Source organism: Granulicella mallensis MP5ACTX8 (assembly GCF_000178955.2).
GTDB lineage: Bacteria > Acidobacteriota > Terriglobia > Terriglobales > Acidobacteriaceae > Granulicella > Granulicella mallensis.
In genome coordinates, this window is record NC_016631.1 from 3,697,001 (window position 1) to 3,718,574 (window position 21,574).

Annotated in this window: 20 protein-coding genes; 1 reads left to right on the top strand and 19 read right to left on the bottom strand. The window is 54.8% G+C overall.

Annotated elements, in window-relative coordinates; all coding sequences use genetic code 11:
* Nucleotides 1-32 precede the first annotated feature (32 nt).
* From ACIX8_RS14885 to ACIX8_RS14925, 9 genes are all read right to left on the bottom strand, one after another.
* A complete protein-coding gene (locus ACIX8_RS14885) occupies nt 33-1,586 on the bottom strand; it encodes a phage terminase large subunit (protein WP_014266181.1) in 1,554 nt (517 codons plus the stop codon).
* Nucleotides 1,583-2,020 carry a hypothetical protein gene (locus ACIX8_RS14890; protein WP_014266182.1) on the bottom strand — a complete coding sequence of 146 codons (438 nt, stop codon included), beginning with the start codon at nt 2,018-2,020 and terminating at the stop codon, nt 1,583-1,585. The genes ACIX8_RS14885 and ACIX8_RS14890 overlap by 4 nt, the downstream gene beginning before the upstream one ends.
* Complete coding sequence (locus tag ACIX8_RS14895) at nt 2,020-2,319, bottom strand: hypothetical protein (RefSeq protein WP_014266183.1); 300 nt, start codon at nt 2,317-2,319, stop codon at nt 2,020-2,022. Before ACIX8_RS14895 ends, ACIX8_RS14890 begins: the two co-directional genes overlap by 1 nt.
* 299 nt (nt 2,320-2,618) lie before the next feature.
* Entirely contained in the window at nt 2,619-2,912 is a 294-nt protein-coding gene (locus tag ACIX8_RS14900; RefSeq protein ID WP_014266184.1) for a hypothetical protein, read from the bottom strand.
* A 45-nt stretch (nt 2,913-2,957) separates the two neighbouring features.
* Entirely contained in the window at nt 2,958-3,263 is a 306-nt protein-coding gene (locus tag ACIX8_RS14905; protein WP_014266185.1) for a helix-turn-helix domain-containing protein, read from the bottom strand.
* A 34-nt stretch (nt 3,264-3,297) separates the two neighbouring features.
* The gene (locus ACIX8_RS14910; RefSeq protein WP_014266186.1) at nt 3,298-3,639 is read right to left on the bottom strand and encodes a hypothetical protein; all 342 of its coding nucleotides are present in this window, start codon (nt 3,637-3,639) and stop codon (nt 3,298-3,300) included.
* The gene (locus tag ACIX8_RS14915; protein ID WP_014266187.1) at nt 3,636-4,052 is read right to left on the bottom strand and encodes a hypothetical protein; all 417 of its coding nucleotides are present in this window, start codon (nt 4,050-4,052) and stop codon (nt 3,636-3,638) included. Before ACIX8_RS14915 ends, ACIX8_RS14910 begins: the two co-directional genes overlap by 4 nt.
* Nucleotides 4,053-4,238: 186 nt before the next feature.
* Entirely contained in the window at nt 4,239-5,153 is a 915-nt protein-coding gene (locus tag ACIX8_RS14920; RefSeq protein WP_014266188.1) for an NADP-dependent oxidoreductase, read from the bottom strand.
* Nucleotides 5,154-5,298: 145 nt separating this feature from the next.
* The gene (locus tag ACIX8_RS14925; protein ID WP_014266189.1) at nt 5,299-7,269 is read right to left on the bottom strand and encodes a PAS domain-containing sensor histidine kinase; all 1,971 of its coding nucleotides are present in this window, start codon (nt 7,267-7,269) and stop codon (nt 5,299-5,301) included.
* Nucleotides 7,270-7,559: 290 nt separating this feature from the next.
* On the opposite strand from ACIX8_RS14925, the gene ACIX8_RS14930 reads away from it, so the two are divergent.
* On the top strand, nt 7,560-8,504 hold the full coding sequence (locus ACIX8_RS14930) for an alpha/beta hydrolase (RefSeq protein WP_014266190.1): 945 nt from the start codon (nt 7,560-7,562) through the stop codon (nt 8,502-8,504).
* Nucleotides 8,505-8,710: 206 nt separating this feature from the next.
* Here ACIX8_RS14930 and ACIX8_RS14935 read toward each other — a convergent pair whose 3' ends face one another.
* From ACIX8_RS14935 to ACIX8_RS14980, 10 genes are all read right to left on the bottom strand, one after another.
* Nucleotides 8,711-10,228, bottom strand: coding sequence for an ankyrin repeat domain-containing protein (locus ACIX8_RS14935; protein WP_014266191.1), 1,518 nt, complete (start codon nt 10,226-10,228; stop codon nt 8,711-8,713).
* Between the two features lie 211 nt (nt 10,229-10,439).
* Nucleotides 10,440-10,973, bottom strand: coding sequence for a hypothetical protein (locus tag ACIX8_RS14940; protein ID WP_014266192.1), 534 nt, complete (start codon nt 10,971-10,973; stop codon nt 10,440-10,442).
* Nucleotides 10,970-12,427, bottom strand: coding sequence for a B12-binding domain-containing radical SAM protein (locus ACIX8_RS14945; RefSeq protein ID WP_014266193.1), 1,458 nt, complete (start codon nt 12,425-12,427; stop codon nt 10,970-10,972). Before ACIX8_RS14945 ends, ACIX8_RS14940 begins: the two co-directional genes overlap by 4 nt.
* Complete coding sequence (locus tag ACIX8_RS14950; RefSeq protein ID WP_014266194.1) at nt 12,424-13,218, bottom strand: di-trans,poly-cis-decaprenylcistransferase; 795 nt, start codon at nt 13,216-13,218, stop codon at nt 12,424-12,426. The genes ACIX8_RS14945 and ACIX8_RS14950 overlap by 4 nt, the downstream gene beginning before the upstream one ends.
* Before the next feature lie 24 nt (nt 13,219-13,242).
* The gene (locus tag ACIX8_RS14955; protein ID WP_014266195.1) at nt 13,243-13,632 is read right to left on the bottom strand and encodes a transcriptional regulator; all 390 of its coding nucleotides are present in this window, start codon (nt 13,630-13,632) and stop codon (nt 13,243-13,245) included.
* Nucleotides 13,622-14,236, bottom strand: a complete 615-nt coding sequence (locus ACIX8_RS14960; protein WP_014266196.1) for a hypothetical protein — start codon at nt 14,234-14,236, stop codon at nt 13,622-13,624. Before ACIX8_RS14960 ends, ACIX8_RS14955 begins: the two co-directional genes overlap by 11 nt.
* 88 nt (nt 14,237-14,324) lie before the next feature.
* Nucleotides 14,325-15,779, bottom strand: coding sequence for a TolC family protein (locus ACIX8_RS14965; protein WP_014266197.1), 1,455 nt, complete (start codon nt 15,777-15,779; stop codon nt 14,325-14,327).
* Entirely contained in the window at nt 15,776-19,003 is a 3,228-nt protein-coding gene (locus ACIX8_RS14970; RefSeq protein ID WP_014266198.1) for an efflux RND transporter permease subunit, read from the bottom strand. Before ACIX8_RS14970 ends, ACIX8_RS14965 begins: the two co-directional genes overlap by 4 nt.
* 2 nt (nt 19,004-19,005) lie before the next feature.
* Nucleotides 19,006-20,256, bottom strand: a complete 1,251-nt coding sequence (locus ACIX8_RS14975) for an efflux RND transporter periplasmic adaptor subunit (RefSeq protein ID WP_014266199.1) — start codon at nt 20,254-20,256, stop codon at nt 19,006-19,008.
* A gap of 947 nt (nt 20,257-21,203) precedes the next feature.
* The gene (locus ACIX8_RS14980) at nt 21,204-21,572 is read right to left on the bottom strand and encodes a hypothetical protein (protein WP_014266201.1); all 369 of its coding nucleotides are present in this window, start codon (nt 21,570-21,572) and stop codon (nt 21,204-21,206) included.
* Nucleotides 21,573-21,574 lie beyond the last annotated feature (2 nt).

Below are 21,574 nucleotides of genomic sequence, written 5' to 3' on the forward strand. Positions count from 1 at the left end.
GCTCATAGCCTTGTCGTCTTTGGTTCAGTCCGTCATCTTCCGACCGTGAACCCAGCGGACCGTTTCCGGTTCTTCTTCTTGAAATCCAGATGCGCCAGGTGCTTTGCCGTCATGTCCTGGATCGGGGCCAGAGTCTCACGCAGCCTCACCTCATAGGGCTTAGCGCTAGGTCCCAACATAGAAAACAACCCATACCGCACCTCATCCGCGATATCGTCCGAAACCTTACGCGTCTTCATCACGTCCTCAAGCTTCTTGTCGTCATAGATCAACGAAGGAATCGCCGTCAGCGCACCTTCACATCGATCCGACACAAACCATCGATCCTGCTCGATCAGCGTATGGATAAACCGCCAGCCGTTCACACGGTCGTTGCGAGCCTCTTCTGGCTGGGGTAATCCGTGCTCTCGAAAAACCTTACGAAAGATATCCGCCACGGCATTACGCTCGCCAAAGGTCTCAGGCGACATAAAGAACCGCGACAGCTCACGCTTATCGTCGTTATCGCAGCGCTCCACAAAGTCCTGGGCCAGCAGCATCTCAGGGCGTCCTGCAACTACATGCTCTCGATAAGTAATCACAACCTCGCGAGCCTCACTCCACTCACGCCCAAGATGCCTACGCGCATCTTCAGGAGACACCAGGCCCGAAGCGTGCCAGTGAATAGAAGCCGCATGTTGGTAGCCCCAATCGCATGAAGCCCAGCGCCTCCACCACGGCTGCATTAACTGTCCCACCTGTGCGGCCTTAAGCTCCCGCTGAGCACGAATAAAGTTCGGGTAATACTGCCCCTCGAACGTGTCCCAATCTCCAAAGAGGTGCGCCTTCCGCTCCTTCTCTGGCATCTGGTTCAACTTAGCCCCATAGTCAGAGTTCGCAATAAAACATTGGAACCGCTGCTGATCGGTCCAGGTGTTGTAGTACTCAAAGTCTGTAATGCCCTGCGCATGCAGATAAGGCCGCACCCACTCGATGTTGTCCCACCCATAAGCCTGAACAAAGGCAAAGGAGTCAGGCTCTTCATGCTCCTGGAATCTGCGGTCCTTGAAGATGCGCTTGATGTAATCGTGCCCGCGGCTGCCGGGATTGCAGGTATACAGCATCTTCGGTGTAATCCCGGACTTCCCTGTCCAGCGAAGCGCTGTAGGCAGAAAGATCAACTCTTCTTCGCTGAAGTGCGTAGCCTCTTCCACAAAGATGTCCGCATACTCAGGTCCCTGGGCTATCTTGCGGATATCATCCATCGTGTCCGCGGAGGCGAAATAGATACGCGAACCATTTGGCAACGTCAGGTGCTTCTTATCGCCCCCGACATACCAGTTCGCCATAAATGGAAACTCGCGAAACAAAGGTTCCAGGTGGTTGCGATAGACCTGCCCCCACACCCGCATAAGGAAGAGCCCATTGGTACGGGCATACTTCAGCCGCCTCAGCAGCATAATGCCGCGTGCCCCGTGAGACTTCGCACCGCCACGCGCTCCCCCATAACCAATCTCAGTAGCCGGCGAATTCTCAACCAGTTCGTAAACCGCGAGTTGCTTCGGCTGAAGCGCAATGTCGAATTTGATCGCGGCTGATTTGCTCACTTTGCCCCCACCGCTACGATGTTTACCTGCACCGACGGAGGCTCTCTCTCCTCCAGCTCGACAATGCCCAGCATCTTATGTGCATGCTGGATGTACTTCAGCCGGGTATCGAAGTCATCCACCATCTCAAATGTCGCGGCCTTACCCGTTCCGCCGGACAACAACTGAGGCCGTTTCGCATCCAGCCCCTCGCGTGTCTTCTGTGCCAGGAACGCAAGAGTCAGTCCAGCCTCTGCCATCGCCCTCCGCATTAGCTCCTGGGTTATGGGCCCTTCGATTCGCCGCTTCGGATTATGTGCGCGACTCAAAGGAAATCCAGCATCCAGCGCAGACCGTTTTTTCGTCTTGCCATCCATCAGGCCTTCCACATAAGCTTCGTGCCGGCTTTTGTGTGGCTGCAGCGCACAGTCGGAGTCCACTTGAGTTTTATCCATCACGCGAACCCCGTTTTTAGCTGCTTCGTCTTGATGCGCAAACTCTTTCCTCCCGGCAAAAAACTGCGGTTAACACTCTGCCACGTGTGCTGCAGAATATAGCGGACCTGCCTGGGACCAACCCACTCCGCTACCGGCTCCGCGGCCTTGCCATTCCGTTGCATATAAAGGGGAGCCGTCATACCGAAGGCTTCGTCTGCACTTACATGTTTGTGCTGATGACAATAAATTGGACGGCCAGCGCGAAGCTCTTCCGCTTCTCCGTCTGAAAGAATGCACACACGACTGGAAGTGGCCATATTAAATCTCCAAAGAAAGCATCCGCAGAAGATGCTCGTCTAAAAATGTAAGAGGAAGTTAGAGCGGCACAGGAATCCGTGCCGTAACCCACTGGATTTTTCCACCGGGACTCCATCGAAAATCAGGAGTTCTACTCGCCGCACAAGGCCCAGCGAGACAGGCACAACAGGTTGTAATCACGACTCGAAAACTACTATGTCACGCCACAAGAGACATACCAAGCAAATTACAGTTAGAAATCTTTCACAATCGCGGTCAAAACAGTTCACTCAACTAACTCGTTACTCGCAGCTCGTAATTAGGCAGCCTTCACCGAAGCATGAGAGGTGCCAGAAGTATTTTCACGGCTACGGCCTTCTCTCACCATCTCAGCCATCCGCAACCTCCGCAGACGCTCACGACCAATGAGTTTCTTGCAAAATGCGGCAATCGTCATACCATCAGCATGCGCCATCGCCTTGAGATCGACATGGTCCTGCACCTCTAGCGTTGTAGCAAATGGAATGACCTCACCTGGTTGGTGCCGGACATAGCCCCTCTTTGTTTGCGAATAGTTCACACTTACTCTATCGAACTCCGTATCTATAGCCATCTTCCCCCTCCAGCTTCCAATCATGTCCACTCAACACCCAATTACTTATGCAGCCTCTATCAACAACTGCATCGGAAAAGCGCGATACGCAATCCACACCTCAGCCCCATAGCGCATCTGCCCTGTACTCCGAATCTTTCCTGCGTCTTTCAACTCTGTAAGTCGTCTGCCAAAGGTATGGAGTGCCCAGCCGGTTCTCTGTGCAATCTCTTTGCTCGTCATGCCGTCGCTGGATTCAGCGATGAGCGCATAAATCGTCTCGCGAGCATTCGCATAACGAGCCTCACCACTGCGAAATGCCACGACATTCATCTTGTTGCCTTCGTATTTGTTCACCGTAATACCCTGCATCTTCTACCTCCACTTAAGGCACTGACGTCATCTATCACGCGGCGATCTGTTGTCCGCCCAATTCTTCTTCCGCATCTAACTCTTCGGCCGCGCGATCGTGCTTCGCACACCATCCGCCTTCACTGCTACTTATCGCGGGTTCATCGCACGGCTCGTCATAGGAACAGACCTTCCATCCGCAGCGCGGCACACAGGCTTCGCAGAGTTGTACCTCTTCCATCCGCCGATGAATCCACGAGTAACGTTCGAACAAGTACATCTCTGACCGTGAATAAAGCTCGCAACAGTCTCCGCACTCTTCCATACCGTGCGGCATATCGGGCAGGTTCCAGGGAGCACGCGAGTCATACAGCACACCGGCAGGTAGGTTGTTCATCGCGAACCGCCTTCCACCCAGGTCACACAGACTGCAAGCCACACCCCCGCCAGCACTACAAAGGCCAGCAGAAACTTAAGGCCAATCTGCGCCGCCATCCAAAACTCTGACTCTTCAGAAGCCTCCGGCTCATCGTCCAAAGCTTGATCGACAGCCGCACAGCAGACCTCAATGGTGAGTTGTCTCAGCCTGATCGCTCGGCTTATCGAGCACACATCTTCCCCAACCTGATTGCGATACCAACTAGCGGAATGCTGCATCGCAATTTCTATGTCGTACAGCAGAAAATCGGCGAGAAAATCCGCCACCTGACGCAGCTCAAAATCACTCAGCGGCTGGGGAACCAACTCTAACGCCCGAGGCGTTGCCAGTTCAGGAAGAAAGGTAGAAGGGGGGACAGGAGATGGTGACATGGCTGACAATCCTCGATGAATCGAGAATAAGCATGCTTATCAATAGAGTCAAGCATAATTATCAAATTCTTGGAATTAACTGCTTCGTTCGAAGAGGGCGCTTATCAAGCCTTCTCCGTACCCGGAGTTAAAGAGTACTTATCCACTTTTAGCTCTTACGGGAGGGAAACATTAATCGTGCAATGTCTACGTCAGCAGGAGGATCTTCCCCACCCCACCTTTTTCAGCGAGTGCATGGGCCTCTGCCGCGTCCCTCAGCGCCATCCGGCGTCCAATCGGCAGCACAAACTTGCCATCACGCACATCATCGGCAAACTCACGCACTTTGGAAGGATCGGTTTTCGCAAACACACGTGCAATCTTCACCGTAGGATTCTGCGCCACCGCACTCTCCGGCAACATCGAAGCGTAACCAAAGGAGCCGCCAGGCTTTACCTTCGCGAGCAACTTCGCGGCAACGTCTCCGCCAACAGTGTCCGCAATCGCATCTACCCTCTGGAACCGCTCCATCGCCTCATCGTCATCGAGTGCCAGCACATCGAACACACCAAGGGCGCGAGCGTCATCCAACTCTTTCCTGCGAACCCCTGCAATCACCTGCGCGCCAATCTTCTTCGCCGCATGCACCGCAGCACGTCCAACGCTGCCCAGCGCCCCTGTTATCAGGACAACTTGTCCCTTCTGTACGTTGGTCGCAAGGCGCACAAGCTGGTCCCCTGTCAGTACGATCAACGGAAGCGCCGCCGCATCTGCCAAATCCAGGCCATCCGGCAAGTGCGTCACGTCTGCATCGTCCACGGCCACCAATTCGGCATAGGTCGCGTTGGTGTAGGCAAGAACGCGATCGCCTGATTTGAAATGCTTCACGTTAGAACCAACCGTACGTACGAGGCCACTTACGTCGCGGCCCAGAATGGCAGGAAGCGACAGTGGAAAATCCTTTTGCCGCAGCCCCGCACGCACCTTCCAGTCAATCGGGTTGACACTCGCAGCAGCCGCCGCAATCAGTACTGTGTCTCCACTAACCTGCGGTTCAGGAACATTGTCTTCAAACTTCAGATTCTCGGGACCACCATACGCATGTAGCATTACTGCCTTCATTGCACATCTCCCCTACCGGCTCACTAACTTGCAAGCGTAAGCAATCAGTTGATCTGATGCTTGAGAGTTGCCTGTAGTAATTGTCACCGGCAAGAAATAAATTTGTCACTGCTCATTTCGCATAGTCAAGCCGACTAGCCCTCAACTATGCGTAGGCAGTTTGAAGAGGCAGAAAGATACGGACGGTAGTGCCATGGTCTTCTGGATCACTACGGCTCTCGATGCTGATCCGTCCCCCATGCCCTTCGACAAACTGCTTCGCAACAAACAGGCCAATTCCCGTTCCGACAGTCGTCCGCGTCGTAAAGAACGCCTCGAAGACCCTTGGTAAAACATCCGGAGTGATACCTACACCCGTGTCTTCAATGGCCAGAACGATGCCTTCACCCTGACTTCTAACGTCGCTCACAGAGACGGATAGTGTTCCTCCTGTGGGCATGGCATAGATCGAGTTCGCAATCAGGTTGGAGATCACCTGCATCATCTCACCCCTGCGAAATACAACCTTGGTCTTCGAGTCGAAGAACTTCTTGATACCAATACCGGCGATAGCACAGCGCGGCTCATAGATGGTGAGGGCATGTTCTGTAATCACACTGAGAGAGGCCAGGCTCGCCGCGGCATGTTCGCGATAGTACCCAAGCGTTTGTTTGGCGATATGTGACACTCGTCCCAGCTCGTCTTCCGCCGTTGCCAGATAACCGCGTCCATCGTCATCCGTGATCTTCGGCCGCAGCAGATAGAGCAGATTCATCACCGCTTCAAGAGGATTATTAATCTCATGGGCAATCGTTGCCGCCATACGACCCGTCGCCGCAATCTTCTCCGCTTGCAGCAAAGATTGTTCGATCCGCCTACGGCTTGAGATGTCCCGAAGGATCTTGGACGCTCCGATCACTTGGCCCGTTCTATCCTTGATCGGAGAAACCGTAAGCGATACCTCGATCTTCCTCCCGTCCTTTGTGACCCGAACCGTCTCGAAGTGTTCGACACGTCGTCCAGCGCGAATGTGTTCGATGATGGTCTTCTCGTCTGAGTGAAGCTCCTCAGGAATCAGCTTGAGAATCGAAGTGCCGACAATCTCATCCGCGGAGTAACCGAAGACCCGCACTGCCGCATCATTCCAACTCGTGATGATGCCGTCCAGATTCTTGCTCAAAATCACATCATCCGAGGACGCAACAATCGCAGCGAGTTCGCCGAGGCGTGCGGCACCCGCCAGCCCCTCCTCCTCTATGTTTCGCATCTCCGTAATGTCCCGCATCGTCCCGAGGATTTTGCCTGTGGAACCATCCGTCGACGGTTGAAGATTGCCATTTACCTCAATCCATCGGAGGCTTTTATCGGAGAGATACATCGGGCCTTTAAAGTGGAACGGCTCGCCCTCTTGCAGCGTAGCGTCCATGGCCTGCCAAAAGGTGCTTTGATAGTCCGCATGCACGATCTCGTTCATGAAAGTGGCACCACTGACCGGACCATCTTCGCGAGTACGCCCGAAGATCTCGTACATGCGGTCGTTTTCCCAGCTTCCGAGATCTTCCACCGTGTCCCAGACAAAGACTCCCAGCTCCGCGACCTCGGTCGCCAGCTTCAGTCTCGCCTCGCTTTCGCGAAGTCTCCGGGCTCCCATCACGACCTCGGTCATATTGCGGAAGGCATCGTAGACACCGCCGATCCTGCCGTTCTCATAAACAGGGATCAGAGAATAGCTCCAATAGTGATCCTCTAGGACCCCATTGAAGAGGATGGGAATGAACATGTTATCCCGCACCGCTGTCTTGCCCCGGTAGAAACAGTCTTCCAGGTCGGCGCTCACCAGCTCCCAAGCTTCATGGAAGACGTCTCGATAAAGACCGCCAAGAGCGTTCGGGTGCTTCGTGGTCAGGGTAGAAATGGCTGCGTCGTTGTAGAGGAACACCATCTCTGGCCCCCAGGAGAGGATCGTCGGAAACGGCGAATGCAGCATGAGGTTGACGGTTGCGAGTAGGGTCTCGGACCATCCTTCAATTGGACCAAGCGGCGTCTTCGACCAATTGTGCGCACGAATGAGAGCAGCCATCTCGCTAAGCCCGGTAATCAGTTCGTTCGCTCGGGAAGTAAGGCTGGCTTTATTCATGGTTTATCGGCAACAGCAGGTTATCAAGCTTCTAACATCCTAATGGAAACCAGGATTCCACATATGAGCGATATCCAACTACGGTCCAGGTGGCAATTGCAGGTTAGCGGGGCCGTCCCCCCTGCTAAGGCGATCCTGAAAGCATGCAGTCATCCTTGATCAATGGCTGGCGAGAAGCCAACGAACGCTATTAATCGATTCGATTCCGGCTGCGGACTACTCGCTTATACACAACCCTCCACTCCTCTGAGGCAGGTAGAACTGGCTTTGCACCAGCCCTGGAGATTGCGATGAAACTTCTAATCTTTGTTCTTTGTGTTGTGTCTGGTTTGAGCGGTCTTCACGCACAGACGTCTGCCTGGCAGCCATCGCCGGGACATAAACAATTGCCGATCTGGCCGGGAGCAGTGCCAGATGCGCGACCTTACACCGGTCCCGAAACCGTTAAGAACACTGGAAGCACCTCGCTGGTGGGCGGCAGATCGTGGACCTACATCAACAATGTCTCGCGGCCGACTATGACGGTCTATGCTCCGAAGGGACAGAACACGGGAGCGGCCGTTGTGGTGTTTCCCGGCGGAGGCTATCAAATCCTGGCCATCGATCTTGAAGGCACCGAGGTATGTGATTGGCTGACGGCTAAGGGCATTACGTGTGTGCTGTTGAAGTACCGCGTGCCGGGTGAGGAAAAACTGCCAAAATCGGGGGCCTATCCGGCTTCACCAGAAGCTTTGGAAGATGCCCAGAGAGCCTTGGGGCTGGTGCGTTTTCACGCCGCCGAGTGGCACATCGACCCACACAAGATCGGAGTGCTTGGATTTTCTGCGGGAGGGCACTTGGTAGCAGCGACGAGTGTGCACTTTGACCATCGTTTGTACCCGGCAGTCGATGCAGCCGACAAGGAAAGCTGCCGCCCTGACTTTGCGGTGGCAATCTATCCAGGACATCTAGCCGTTGACGAAAATAGTTTCAGATTGAACCCGGATATCAGTAGACATATCACCCTTCGGACACCACCTACCTTCATTCTGCAGAATGAAGACGATAACGTAGACGGCGTACAACAAGCACTGAGTTACTACGCTGGGCTGAAAAAGGTTGGAGTCCCCGTCGAGATGCATCTCTACGCACAGGGAGGACACGCCTTCGGACTGCGCCGCACCAAGCTTCCGGCGACGAAATGGCCTGAGTTGGTGGAGACGTGGCTAACGACGATCGGAATCATTCCAGAGTAGAGGCTCTGGCTTTGCATCCTCACAGAGCGGCAGTGCAGATAGCTTTCGACAGATAGTCCACTCGTATGCTTAACGATTGAGTACGAGTGGACTATCCGACAATGAATTAGTTCCGATAAACCGACAGGGAAAACCTATCTGCGTAATCATTGCCCACACTTAGCGTGAAATGGTCTTTCCTGGCTCAAGGTGCGACTCTACACTCCTCAGGGAGTGTGCCGACGAATGATATCGAGGACGTCCTCGGTGGCTTCGAGAGGTCTTTCGGATTGAGGAATGTTCGCCCCAGCGTCAAGGAGTGCGCGGGCGACACCGGCATAGTCACCTGTATTGCGATGCCAGCCATAGAGCGAGCCGTAAAGCGCCCAGGCGAGTGGAGTGCCCCCATGTTCCGCCTCGAAGACGTTGACAGGAGCTTGGTGAACCAATAGAGCGCGGACCATGGCAAGGTTACCGTGCCAGGCAGCATAGTGCAGTGCGGTCTGATGATTGTCGAGTGTGGCGTCTGACGGCCAGCCACATCCGAGCAAAAGTTCGACGGCACGAGCGTTGTTGCGTACGGCAACACCAATGATGCGTCGTGCAGCATTGGCAGTGAGACGACTGAAAAGCGAGGGATGCTGCTGGAGGATTTGTTCAACCAAAGCCTCGTTGCCAACTTCGGCGGCCTGCACCAGACGAAGCCAGGGAGCGCTGCGCTGCATGAGCAGGTCAAAGACAGCTGAATGATTGAACTCGTGCGCGATCATATGCGGCGACTTGGTAAACCCAAAGCCGAAGATATAGATGTTGCCTCCAGCGCGGGGATCACGCTTGGGAAAATAACGATCACTGACGGTGATGCGGACAGTTTCAGGATCGTTATTGAGAATGCGCTCCACGATCGCAACGTCGCCGATTGCAGAAGCCGCGAGAATATCGACCTCTGCCCCGCGGGAGACCAGAAACTTCGCGACATCGTGGCGATGCGGTCGAGTCGAGACCATGTATTGCAAAGCCGTGGACTCATGATCAATATCGAGAGCATTGATGTCTGCTCCGGCGTCAAGAAGGACGGAGGCGATCTCGATGGTGGAGGCGAAGTGCAGTGGAAGCTCGCCATCTCCGCCGCGCGCGTGCACCAGTTGAGGGTTGGCCAGCAGGAACTCTCGTACACGGTCGATCATGCCGAGGCGCGCGGCAGAGTGAATATCGACGGTGGCGCCGCGTGAGATGAGGTAGGTGGCAAGACCGGGATTTGCGAAGTCAAGCACGCCGAAGCTGCCGGCCCACCAACGCGACCTCTCGTTGATGTTGGCTCCGAAGTCGAGCAGTGCGTCGATCATGTCGCGGTTTTGTTTATGGACGGCCGACAGAATAGCGGGTTCGTCGAAGCCATAGTTCGGCAACGGCTTGTTGATCAGGGCTTTGAGCGATGGATGCCGGGCCAGGACTTCTCTCACAAGAGCGGCATCGTTCGCCTTGATTGAGCCGATGAGCGCCTCGATCGGGGCAGTCGAATCGAGCTCGACATGGAGCTTGAGCGCGGGCCAGGTATCAAAGCCATACTCTCGGGCAATAACGTGGAGAGCATCGGCTAGTTTGGGTTTCGCTGATTCGATTCCAAAAGCTGCGAAACGTGCGGCAGCGACTTCATCTGCGGCGAGGCATTCGCGTAGCAGAGTACGCGCCTGGCTTTTGAGATGTTCGAGATTGGGGCGTGCGGGAAGTTCGCGTAGAGACATGACTCACTCCTTCTTTAGAGCCCGCGATCCGCTTCGCTGGGCGAGAAGAGAGTGGATTGTGATGAAGCAAAAGAGCAAAGGTGGGATAATCCCTTTCCGCGGACGGGGTGCACCCTTGGTGTGCGAAATAAAGATTAGCAGTAAAGAAGTCGGAGGGTCTAGAGCATAACGAAATCTCCACATTGGACGCTTTTGAAGCGCACCCCATGCTCTATCGCGAGATAAGCCACCGACACCGTAACAGAGGAATAGCCCCGAAGATTCCAAAGCTGCAATCAATGAGCTGCCACGGAATCGGAATGCCGCGAATATGTCCCGCGATGAGAGCGAGCGGAATCACTCCTCCACAGGCGATCAAACCAAACGTGATAACCCACCTGTTACGGAGGGGATCGCGATACGGGCCGAAGAACAAGACAGCGAGCACTAGGTGAGCAAAAGCCAACCAGTCCGTTCCGTACGCGAGGAAAGGGTAATGTGCATTCGTGTCGGAGAGCGCCGCCTGCACGTGTGCGATCCATGGCAGCAAAGAGGTGGCTTCAGCGATAGGCCGCACAGGCGAGGCTTCCAGCAGAGACACCGCCCAGGTCAGCTCAGTCTGCAGCGGAAAAGCAGTGACTCCGCTGAGCACCAGCCCTGCGATAAAGATACCCAGCCAGAAACGAATCACGCGGAGATGCTGACGCAACAGCATGGGCTGCTCTCCCTCTCCAGCGGCCTCTCTGTACGAAACTGCATTCTTCATACCATCGTCTCCGGTTGAATCACCGGCAGGAGTTGAGCTTCTGCCGGTCTCGTCTGTTGAGGTTTTCTTCCCGTCACTCGTGACAGCACCGCTTCGAGCAGCGGTGTAACCCGAGCCAGTTGCCGTGCCCGAATCAGCAGATCCCACACAGGCTCGGACTTCTTCCATCCTGAAGCGTAGAAGAAATGTTTCGCCTGATGCTTCAGCGTGCCATGATGCAGTGCAGCACGCCCAATAGATTCCCAGCGGTAAAACTCCCGATACGCCCAATCGTATCCGTCCTTCAGCGCCTCCGGCCTTAGCCTGGTGGGCTGATAGACGACGTGCCTCGTATCGTAAAGGTTCCAATCTCGTGTCAGCATGCGCCCTTCACGCTCCATCCGCGCATGCAGTTGCGTCCCAGGATAAGGCGTCTGGATATGAAACGTTGCAGTCGTAATTCCCCGCTCAACGGCCCAGTCCACTGTCCGCCGGAAGACATCTTCTCCATCGTCATCCATGCCAAAAACGAAGCTGCCATTGATCATGATGCCGAGCGAATGCAGCCGGTCCGCAACGGCTTTGTAGTCACGGCCCAGATTCTGCCGCTTGTTGCTCCGCCTCAGATTGTCCGGAGTAAGCGTCTCAAAGCCAACGAAGAGGCTGCGCAGTCCCGCCTCTGCGGCATGCTCAATCAAGTTACCCCGCAGAATGGAGTCGACTGTGGCCGCGCCCTGGAAGAGCCGTCTCATTCCCTTCATCCCCTCGAATAGAGCTTCCGAAAACCGCCTGTCGCCCAGCAGGTGATCGTCAAGAAAGTAAAGATGCCGTCCAGGCAGACGCGCGATCTCTGCCAGAGCGTCATCTACTCGTTGCGTGTAGAAACCTTTGCCTCCCTGGAAGAATGCGTCCTTGTAGCAGAAGTCGCAATGCTGAGGACAACCTCGCGTCACCACGATGGAGTTTGGGACCAGGTACGACGCACGACGAATGAGGTCACGGCGAATCGGAGGAACGCGGTCCAGCGTGCGGCCTGTGGTCGAGGTATATATTCGCTCAGGCCGTCCTGCACGGAAGTCCTTCAAAAAAAACGGAAAGGTCTGCTCTCCCGGCCCGAGAAAAATGCAGTCCGCATGAACAGCTGCCTCTTCAGGAAGCGCCGTGACATGCAATCCACCCAGACAGACAAACGCACCCCTGCTGCGATAGAGATCTGCAGTCCTGTACGCGCGATAGGCATTGGTGATGTAGACCTGGATCACAACCAACTCAGGCGCATCGTCGAGTTGGAGCGGCTCCACGTGTTCATCCGAGATAACCGCATGGTCCTCAGGTCTCAGATATGCAGCCAACGTCGCCAGCCCCAGCGGTGGAAACAGAGAGTACTTGATTGGACGCCATTGAGGGTCGGACGCCTCCTTCAATGCTGGCAGAATGAACTTCACCTTCAAAGGACGCGAGCCTGGGGCGATCATTCCGCACCTCCAACTAACTGCGCCGCAAGTTGCGAGGATGCCTCCGGTACCCCACCGAAGCGTCGTTCCCTGTGCCTGAATTCTTCAAGCGCAGCTTCCAGATCGGCAGCATCGAAGTCTGGCCACATGCGATCGGTAAACAGCAGCTCGGCGTAAGCAGACTCCCATAGCAGAAAATCTGAGAGACGCTTCTCTCCACCCGTACGAATCAGCAGATCCACATCGCCGTTCCCTGCCTTCAGTTCCTCCGCGAGCATCTGCCCCAGCATCTCCGCCGAGAGTTCTGAAGAATCGCAAACCTTAGAAGAAGCGCGCATGGCAGCACGTGTAATGTCATCCCGAGAGGAGTAATCCAGGGCAACTCGCAAATGGAGACGCGTGCCTCCAGCGGTTGCATCTTCGGCGTCATTGATCTCGCGCAATAGGACTTTGGGCAGACGATCGCGCCGCCCTATCGCCTGAAGCCGTACACCACGTTTCCTGAATCGCTCCCGCTCCAGGCGCAAGAAGGCACGCAGCAGCCAGAAGATCCTGTGTACCTCCAAAACTGGCCGCCGCCAATTGTCCGAGGAGAACGCATACAGCGTCAGACACCGAATCCCCATATCCATCGCATGCTCAACCACGCGCCGTGCCGCAGCGCCTCCTGCACGATGGCCGGCAATACGGGGCAAGCCACGTTGCGTAGCCCAGCGGCCATTGCCGTCCATAATGATGGCCACATGCAGGCCCTCGCAGGGATCACTTTGCACTGCAAAGCTTTTAGCCGCAAGTAGATAACTTTGCATCATAAAGTAACCTCCGAAAAAAAGGGCCTAGGCCCGTGATGTTGTAAGACCACGAAGTGCGACGGGCGCAGGTTCGTCTTTGCTTCCCTTAGCGGCGTCCTTCACCACCTGCTCGAGCGTCGCCAGATACTCCAGGTAGCGTTTCCGTCCGGAAGGAGTAATGCGGCATATCGTCTGCGGCCGATTGTGATCGTACCCTTTCACAATCTCAACCATCTTTTCTGTCTCCAGCACCTTCAGATGACGGCTCAGGTTCCCATCTGTAAGCGAACACAGCTCCTTCAGCTTGTTAAAGACCAGCCCCTTCGGATTCGTAATCAGAGAAGTAAGAACGCTCAGACGGGCGCGCTCATGGATCACTCGATCCAATCCTTCATACGCAAATCGTCCTTCGCTCGCAGCCGTCTTAGATTTCATCTACACCCTCCTGAGTCGTAACAAACAGGATGCAAGCCGCGAGCAACTGCCCTACCCCGTAGCCAACACCCATCGTCCACGGGGCAAGTGCGCGGCTATCGCCTAAAGAGATGCAAACTAAGCCCGCCAGCAGATACCACGCACCCGTCGCAATCATCGGTCGTGGGAGAAAGCGGCAGGAAGAGAAAACGCCCAGGCTAAAGATCACCTGCCAAAGCCCCGGAAGCATCCACAAAACCGAGGGAGCATACAGAAACAGCGCCAGGGTCATGAGCGCACCTGCGCCAACAGCCGGCAGGAACTGCTCAACGGCCATCTGGATCATCTCATCCGACAGGCCCGAATGCATGCGGCGAGAGCGTCGATACATCTGCGTGCCCGTCAAAGTAGAGCCCAGTACGGCGGTCGCTATCCAGAGCCCCAGATAAGCCGGCATATGACTCGCAGGCTCGGGGAGCCAGGTCGCCTGCGCTGCAGAAGCCACAAACGCGAGCCCTCCCGTCGCCGCCAGAGTCGCCGGTCCATAGCCACGAAACTGCGTGCTATGGGCCATCTCTCTGCGGATGCTGCTGATGTCGCCAAGCGCCTTGTCAAGATCATCCATAGGAAGTCACTTTACAATGCAAAGTACGCCAGATGCTAGGAGTTTGTCAAATTGGCGGGCTGCAGGTTCTGCCTGCAGCCCGAATCGATCAAGGTGCAAGTTGCCCCCGAGCATAGTCAAGAGACCGCAACGCGAGCAGATAGTCATATCGTGCATTGACGGCGGCGACGGCGGCCTGTGTGCTCTGCAACTGCGCCTGGCTAAGTTCGACGATGGAACTCAGTCCGAGCTTATACCGCGTCTGAGCAAGAGCAAACGCTTGTGCCGTTTGGTTACGAAACTGGTCAGCCACACCGATGCGCCGGAACGCTGTTTGCGCATTCAGGACTCCAATACGCACATCGCGAGCGATTGTGTCGGAAAGCTCCTGCGCCTGCTTCTCTGTAGCTCGCTGACGAAGCCGAGCCTCCTCCGCCTGCGCGTCGATGCGAAAACCAGTGAAGAGCGGCAAGGATAAGTTGACTCCGCCCGCAGCATACCAATGCGGCACAAAGACACCGTCAGGAGCTGCAGGTGTGATCCCTCCTACAGCTAAGGCGGAGATAGTCGGCAGGTGCTGTAATTGTTGAGCGCGCGCGTATTTCTGGTAGGCCTGTGCATTCAGCCTGAGCGCCTGCAAATCCGGGCGTTGCATCTGTGCGTCGGCATTCAAGGCTGCGGAACTATCCGTCCCTGGAGGCGGAGGAGGAGCCGCATTCGAATCTTCGACGGCCTGATACACCGTATCCGGTGCCGCCGCCAAAAGAGCCGCCAGGGCAGCACTCGCAGACGCTACGGCATTCTCTGTATCCAGTTGCAGCAACTGCGACTGGGACAAATCCGCTGATGCGATATTGAGATCCAGATCGCTCTTTAAAGCACTCCTGGTCAACGCCGAAGTAAGCTTTTGAACATCACTTCTGGCCGCTACGGTTGCCTTGGCAACATCCAGCAGAGACTGCGCATTAAGCAACCGATAGAAGGCTGCATCGGTGGCCATCAGAACATCCTGCTCCGTAGCAATCACCGTCTTGTCTTGAGCCTTTTGCTGAAGTTTGTTCGTCGCAACGAGGTCCCGGGTGTGGCCGAAGTCTGTGATGAGTTGAGTAAGACCTCCTCCTGTTCCCGCATGCGAATACAGACGTGAATCCGTAAGAGCACCCGACCCAACTCGACTTCCATCTTCCGCCTCAGACGCAGTAATAGAGCCGTAAACCTGCGGCAACTCTGCCGATCGCGTCTGGCGCGTAACCTGTCCTGCGGCCAGCGCCAGCAGTTGATTCGCAGTAATCCTCGGATTGTTTTTGAGCGCAATGCCTTCTGCATCCGAGCGAGTGATTGGAGTCGCTGGACTCCCTGAATCCAGCAGTGGCTTCTGCGGAACTCCGGAGCCCGAAGAGACTGAAGAACTGCTCGAAGCCTGCGGCCCTGCTTCTTGACTCAAAGCAGAGAGCACGAAAATACCAGAGGCGGGGCGCGGGGCAGCTGGCAGATTCGCCCCATTCACCTGGGCCAAAGCAGGGCCAGAGGCCGCAAGCAGGAAGAGAAAGAATAGTTGTCTCACGCTGTGGCCTCCATTCCCTGCTGCAGATTTCCAGGCTCTGTCGTTCCTGCATTCGCCTTGCGAGCTTCAATACGCCGATGAATCAATAGATAGGCACTCGGCACAAGAAACACCGTAACGATGCCCGAGACCGTAAGCCCCCCGAGAATCGCGCGAGCGAGCGGAGCGTATTGTTCACTCCCCGCTTCAAGCGCGAGAGCCATGGGAATAAGCCCAAGAATCGTCGCCAGTGTAGTCATCAGAATCGGCCTCAATCGCACCTTACAAGCTGTGATGATGGCCTCCTCCAACTTCAGCCCTTGTTCGCGAAGCTGGCCCGTAAACTCGACGATCAGGATGCTGTCCGATACAACGATGCCAGTCATCATCAGCACGCCCATCAAACTCATGATGTTGATAGAAGTTCCCGTAACCAGGAGAAAAAGGATTACTCCCGAAATACCCGGAGGGATCGCCAGAAGAATAATGAAGGGATCGACAAAAGAGGCAAACTGCGCCATGAGGATCAGGAAGACGAGAATAATCGAAAGGATCAGCCCTATGGCAAACGACTTGAAAGAGTCGTTCATACTATTGACCGAGCCTCGCACAGTCAGTACCGTTCCGTGCGGAGGATGCATGGCGGCAACGATCTTGTCGACATCCTTGCTCACAATAGAAAGGTTCTCCGCCTTCGGCATAATATAAATGTCAAAAACTCGACGAAGCTGATAGTGATCGACTTCAGTTGGCGTATTGATCGATTTGATCGACGCAACCGTCTCAAGGGGAGTCGTGCTTTTACCGTCTGCTGAACGCAATGGAATCTGTTTAAAATCATTCAGTGTCTGGACCTGCGTCTCTGGGTACTGGACAGTCAGCATGTAGTTGTTCCCTGTCTTTGGATCGATCCAGTAGCTGGGAGCCACCACGCCATTCGATGTCATAGCTGTAATGACGCTATCTACGATCGTCTTCGGTGTCAGGCCTTCAAGACTTGCCTGTTGACGGTCGATATTAAGCGCAAGACCGGGATAGTCGACATCCTGAGGAATCAGCACATCACTGACTCCATGCAACGCGCGCATCTTCTGCGCGAGTTGCTGGGCTATCGCGTACCCACCTTCCATATCGTTGCTGCTGACCTGGATATCGAAGGGAGCCGGCAGTCCCTGGTTAACGATGGAATCAACAAGCCCCCCAGATTGGAAGTAGGTCTGTACGGAGGGAAGATCGGCAGCAAGTTTCGTTCTTACGCGCTGCATATAAGCAAAACTGCTAAGACTGTGATCCTCTTTGAGACTGACCTGGACAAAGGCGGTATGCATCCCCGAGTTCGGCGTGTAGATCGCCGAAAGATCGGGAGTAACCCCAATATTTGAAACGATCATATTGAGATCCTTCGGAGCAATGACTGAACGAACGTCCTCTTCTACACGAGCGATGTATTGGTCCGTAAGTTCGATACGAGTACCTGTTGGAGCCTTAATGCTGACAACAAATTGCCCGGGGTCCGTGCGTGGAAAGTAAGCGCGCCCTAAAAACGGAGCCAGGGCAAAGCTAAGCACAACAAACGTGGCAAATACCGTGATGACCAGCACAGGTCTACCCAGGCAGTATTGAATCGCGCCATCGTAGCGAGTCTGCAACCAGCCAAAGCCCCGATTGAACTGATAGACGATCTGCGCAAAGATGTTTTTCTGTCCATGGCCGCCACGCATATGCTCCGGCACAGGGTCGTCCTCTTGCGCTGACTTATGTTCGTTGCCATGCCCTGTATGTTTAATGAACTTCGAACAGAAGAGTGGCACTACCGTCATGGCCACAACATAAGAACAAAAGAGCGCGATGACCACAGCGAGCGCAAGTGCCGTGAACAGATATTTACTAACACCCGTAAGCAGAACAACCGGGAAGAACACAATGGCAGTACTGACGGTCGCCGCCAAAACCGCAAGCTGAACTTCCCTGCCGCCCTCCTGCGATGCCTTCACAGGATCTGAGCCCATCTCAAAATGTCGAAAGATATTCTCAAGCACAACTACCGAGTTATCGATAAGACGAGAAAGCACCAGGGCCATGCCGCCTAATACCATCGTGTTGATCGAGTTCCCAAAAGCATTCAACACAAGGAACGTGGCGATACACGAAATTGGAATCGATAAGAGAACCGCAATCGTTGCACGAACATTTCCAAGAAAAAGTAGAATCATAATGCCGGTCAGGCAAAGCCCGATGGCACCTTCGCTGATCACATTCTTGATCGCCGTCTTTACGAAGACCGATTGATCGAATACCACGCTGGTCTTCAGTTGTTGGGGAATGTCGAGTAGATGCGCAGTTGCTTTTCGAATTCCATCGACGATAGTGATCGTGTTGGAATTGCCTCCCTGCTTGAGCACAGGAATATAAACGGAGCGCTGTCCATCGACACGCACAATATTCGTCTGTAGTTGTCCGCCATCGACCGCATGCCCCACGTCTCCGACCAGGATAGAGGCGTTCCCTACCGTCTTGAGCGGAATACTGTTTACATCGTTCGGAGTTGGCACCTGGCTATTCGCGTAGATGTTGTAATCCTTAGGCCCAATGCGAACGTCACCTGCCGGCAAAATGAGGTTAGAGTCGTTGACGGCATGGACCACATCCATCACTCCAAGCTGGGAAGCCTGGAGCTTCAGTGGATCGACATAGACCATGATCTGCCGATACGTTCCACCGTAAGGTTGTGGCACCGAGGCACCCGGTACATTGGCAACCTGGTTGCGAACGCTGAACTGCGCAACGTCTTTCAGTTGCGTCTCATTCATCCCGGCGCCCTTCAGCGTGATCAGACAAACCGGAAGATTGGCTGCATCAAAACTGAGCACTACCGGCGGCAGAGTTCCCGGAGGCAAGCGTCGCAGGTTGGCCATGGCCAGGTTCGATATCCCACTGACCGCAGCGGTTGGATCGGTGCCGGGCTGAAAATAGATCTTGATCAAGCTGACGCCGCTCATCGAGCGTGACTCAATGTGATCGATATTGCTTCCCAGCGTGAAGAACCGTTCGTCGCTGTCCGTAATATCGGATTCGATCTGTTGTGGTGGCATTCCAGCGTAGAACGTAGCGACTACAACCACTGGAATCTTGACTGGAGGAAATAAGTCGACAGGCATACCCGTGATAGCCGCGATACCGACAACAATCACGATCATGCAGGACATAAGGATGAAGAAGGGATAACGAATCGCAAAGAAGGACATGGCTAGCGGTCCCCCTTCTGATTCTCTTTTTGATAATTCGCGAGATCGTTCTTAGCCGCCTGGGGAGTGACTTGTTGTCCTGGCTGCAAAGCGGACAAACCACCGATAACAACACGATCACCCGCCTGCAAACCGGAGGTTACCTCTTGCGAATTTGATCCTGCAATACCCAGAACAACAGGCCGCTTCTCTACGCGGTTACTGCTATCAACCAGCATGACCGACGGCTGATCTCCTTGGACAACGGCGCTCGCCGGAATAAGAAGTGCATTGTCTTTCTGCTCCAGGTTGAAAGTGACATCGGCGTACATGCCTGGCGTAAGCGTGAGCGTCGGATTATTCACGTCAACTTCGGTCATCATCGTCCTTGTCGCATTGGAAACATCCCGTGTAAAGCGAACGACGGTTCCGGGAAATTGCTGCCCTGTCGCCTGCACATGAACCGCGACGACAGATCCCACGTGAACGAAAGGAACGTCCCGCTCAGGAACTGGCATACGGAGACGCAGCACGTCACTTTGCGCCAATCGAACCACCGCCTGGTTGAGTCCTTCGGCAGTCCCTGCTGGAATCAATGCGCCTGTATCTGCATAGCGCATCGTGATGACTCCGCTATAGGGAGCGGTGATCGTAGCGTATTGCTCAAGGCTGCTGACACGCAGGTTCTCAGCTCGCGAGACTCCGAGCTGCCCGTGCGCCGCTGCAACGGCAGACTTCGCCGCATCTACCTGCGAAGCTGCGGATCGGTCCTTCGCCAGCGCATCGTCAAGCTCCTGCGCGGCAACTAATCCCGGCTGCTGATCGGATGCCTGCTTCAAACGAACATAGTTGGCATGCACAGCGGCATAGCCGGCCTCTTCGCGAGCAACTTCGTTCTGCAAGCGCAGGATGTTCTGCTGCGTCTGAGTAATGCCGGCCTGCGCGCCGGCTACTTCGGCTTGAAGCTCTGGAACTTCCAGGACGGCAAGCGTCTGGCCCTGACGCACCCGATCACCGATATCTACGTAAATGTGCCGGATATATCCCGAGACTTTTCCATGAACGTCGATCTCTTGAAAGGGCTGGAACACTCCGGCAACCGTAAGTTGATTAGCAATAAAGCCAGCATGAGCGGTCGCGACAGAGACGGTTGGGGGAGAAGCAGGCGCATCGCCGGTCGCATCGGACGGATGATGAGCATGGAGCAGATAGAGCAATAGCAAGACCACGGCGAGACAACAGCCAGCAGCCACTAGCAGGCGCCTGGAGCGCATGAGAGACCTTCCTTCAAAGCGGATGATTTTTAATGATCCGCTGGAGGTCTATCTCCAGCGGCTAATCGAGTGAGCGCACTTCTGCCGGGGGAGGCCGAAGATAGAGAACGGGTCGCGAACGAAGTGGCGACAGATCCTCCGAAATCTCAAAAAAACCGCTATCGATGAGGGAATAAGTCTCTGTGCTACTGGGAACAAAAATCAGAGACAGAAGCACGCTCGAGGGCCAAATTTTGCAGCCAGCCGTTGCGTGATCGACGCTACTCCTTGCGGCATCGCTGCCACGAGTACAAACCTTCGCCGGCTCTCGATGTTGATCGGCTTTATAGAGCGACAGCTTGTATCCCGTGCCCCAGGCAAAGACCGAGAAGGCAAGGAACAAGCACAGCAAAACTCCCAGGGGAGATCGCACCCTTTGGGGAGACAGCCGAGTTTGATCGATAAGATACAAATGAATCGCTCTCACACTCAAATCATCATCGCCAACAATCTCTGAGATTCTGATCGAGATTGCGCTTTTAGTCATGGCCAACAAATTCGGACTGCTGAGCTTCACGCTCACCTTGAGCGTCTAGCATGCCCCTGGCATCTGAATCCGCGAGACATTCGGAGACATGCAATCTAATGCTGGCTCCGTCGGTTATCCTGGCCTCCACCCCCAAAATGGTGGTGCACCATGCTTTGGGCAAGGAAAAAGAACAGTGTGATCAGCAGCACGATAAAGAGGAATTTAACGAAACCGACCCAAGGTGGCCGTGAACCTCTGGAAGACTCGGAATTCCATTTTTCCATCATAGAAATAGATCCTTTCTGATAGCGCTTGACGATCTATCCATGGACCGCCAAAGGCTGGCGAAAACACCCGCTGCCTTCGTTCGCCACTCCTGGCTGAGTGACGTTGATCGTCGATCTACGCTAAGGCCACAATCTGGCCGACGGAGAGCGGTTTACAGGAGAGTTGGAGGGGGGCGGTGCAAAGAATAAAAACCGTTCAGATCAAATCTCGTCGGATTGGAAAGACGAATCTCAGCTTGCGCAATGACTGACGGGGAAATCGGTTGAATGAGCACGCCACTAAGGGAAAAAGCATGCGCTAGCCATTCGATGGGTTGTGGAGCCTGATCGCGCTCGGCGAGCACCTTTAGAACTTTTTCAGACTGCTTTTCAGTGGCAATCTTGGCGGCCGTAGGATTCGGAGGATAGGGCTGGTATTGCGCCAGCCGGGCCTGAAGACCGAAACCAAACACGGAAAACGCGAGCAACAAAAGGGCGCAACTGCGAAGGAGAGAAACGGCCGATCTCGCGTTCGAAAGCATTG

What these genes read in the sequence shown, in the direction of transcription:
- ACIX8_RS14950 (WP_014266194.1), bottom strand. Translation starts at nt 13,218, where the DNA reads ATGATGCAAAGTTATCTACTTGCGGCTAAAAGCTTTGCAGTGCAAAGT.
- ACIX8_RS14900 (WP_014266184.1), bottom strand. Translation starts at nt 2,912, where the DNA reads ATGGCTATAGATACGGAGTTCGATAGAGTAAGTGTGAACTATTCGCAA.
- ACIX8_RS14890 (WP_014266182.1), bottom strand. Translation starts at nt 2,020, where the DNA reads ATGGATAAAACTCAAGTGGACTCCGACTGTGCGCTGCAGCCACACAAA.
- ACIX8_RS14945 (WP_014266193.1), bottom strand. Translation starts at nt 12,427, where the DNA reads ATGATCGCCCCAGGCTCGCGTCCTTTGAAGGTGAAGTTCATTCTGCCA.
- ACIX8_RS14895 (WP_014266183.1), bottom strand. Translation starts at nt 2,319, where the DNA reads ATGGCCACTTCCAGTCGTGTGTGCATTCTTTCAGACGGAGAAGCGGAA.
- ACIX8_RS14955 (WP_014266195.1), bottom strand. Translation starts at nt 13,632, where the DNA reads ATGAAATCTAAGACGGCTGCGAGCGAAGGACGATTTGCGTATGAAGGA.
- ACIX8_RS14980 (WP_014266201.1), bottom strand. Translation starts at nt 21,572, where the DNA reads ATGCTTTCGAACGCGAGATCGGCCGTTTCTCTCCTTCGCAGTTGCGCC.
- ACIX8_RS14905 (WP_014266185.1), bottom strand. Translation starts at nt 3,263, where the DNA reads ATGCAGGGTATTACGGTGAACAAATACGAAGGCAACAAGATGAATGTC.
- ACIX8_RS14960 (WP_014266196.1), bottom strand. Translation starts at nt 14,236, where the DNA reads ATGGATGATCTTGACAAGGCGCTTGGCGACATCAGCAGCATCCGCAGA.
- ACIX8_RS14915 (WP_014266187.1), bottom strand. Translation starts at nt 4,052, where the DNA reads ATGTCACCATCTCCTGTCCCCCCTTCTACCTTTCTTCCTGAACTGGCA.
- ACIX8_RS14970 (WP_014266198.1), bottom strand. Translation starts at nt 19,003, where the DNA reads ATGTCCTTCTTTGCGATTCGTTATCCCTTCTTCATCCTTATGTCCTGC.
- ACIX8_RS14930 (WP_014266190.1), top strand. Translation starts at nt 7,560, where the DNA reads ATGAAACTTCTAATCTTTGTTCTTTGTGTTGTGTCTGGTTTGAGCGGT.
- ACIX8_RS14920 (WP_014266188.1), bottom strand. Translation starts at nt 5,153, where the DNA reads ATGAAGGCAGTAATGCTACATGCGTATGGTGGTCCCGAGAATCTGAAG.
- ACIX8_RS14925 (WP_014266189.1), bottom strand. Translation starts at nt 7,269, where the DNA reads ATGAATAAAGCCAGCCTTACTTCCCGAGCGAACGAACTGATTACCGGG.
- ACIX8_RS14940 (WP_014266192.1), bottom strand. Translation starts at nt 10,973, where the DNA reads ATGAAGAATGCAGTTTCGTACAGAGAGGCCGCTGGAGAGGGAGAGCAG.
- ACIX8_RS14935 (WP_014266191.1), bottom strand. Translation starts at nt 10,228, where the DNA reads ATGTCTCTACGCGAACTTCCCGCACGCCCCAATCTCGAACATCTCAAA.
- ACIX8_RS14910 (WP_014266186.1), bottom strand. Translation starts at nt 3,639, where the DNA reads ATGAACAACCTACCTGCCGGTGTGCTGTATGACTCGCGTGCTCCCTGG.
- ACIX8_RS14975 (WP_014266199.1), bottom strand. Translation starts at nt 20,256, where the DNA reads ATGCGCTCCAGGCGCCTGCTAGTGGCTGCTGGCTGTTGTCTCGCCGTG.